Genomic DNA, 577 nt, shown 5'->3' on the forward strand with positions numbered 1-577 from the left:
GACCTCATGGACCCGGCGGCCACGGCCCGGGTCGCCGCGGACGTGGCGGCGCGCCATCCGGTGACCACCGTGGTGCACAACGCCGGGGTGATTCGCGCGGCGCTGCTGGACGAGGTCGCGGGCGAGGACCTGGACGCGCTGACCCACCTCCACCTCGGTGCCGCCATCACCCTGGTGCAGGCGGCCCTGCCGGCCATGCGCGAGCGTGGTTTCGGGCGCGTGGTGCTGCTGTCCTCGCGGGCCGCGCAGGGGTTGCAGACGCGGACCAGCTACTCCGCGACCAAGGCCGGGATGATCGGCATGGCGCGGACCTGGGCGCTGGAGCTCGCCGGGGACGGGATCACGGTGAATGTGGTCGCTCCGGGGCCGGTGCGCAGCACGGACATGTTCCACGGCGTGGTGCCGGCGGGCAGCGAGCGCGAGACGCGGCTGGCGGAGGGCGTGCCCGTCGGCCGCCTCGGGGAGCCGGCGGACGTGGCGCGGGCGGTGGCCTTCCTGGCCGCGCCGGAGAACGGCTTCATCACCGGGCAGACGCTCTACGTCTGCGGCGGCACCAGTCTGGGTGGTCTGCCCCTGT

1 protein-coding gene is annotated in these 577 nt (G+C 74.9%); it reads left to right on the plus strand.

Annotation, left to right across the window (positions count from 1 at the left end):
* Positions 1–577 (plus strand): SDR family oxidoreductase (locus G7A99_RS24020; RefSeq protein WP_205600051.1); only part of this gene is annotated, 577 nt, incomplete at both ends.

Source organism: Arhodomonas sp. KWT, from assembly GCF_010993615.1.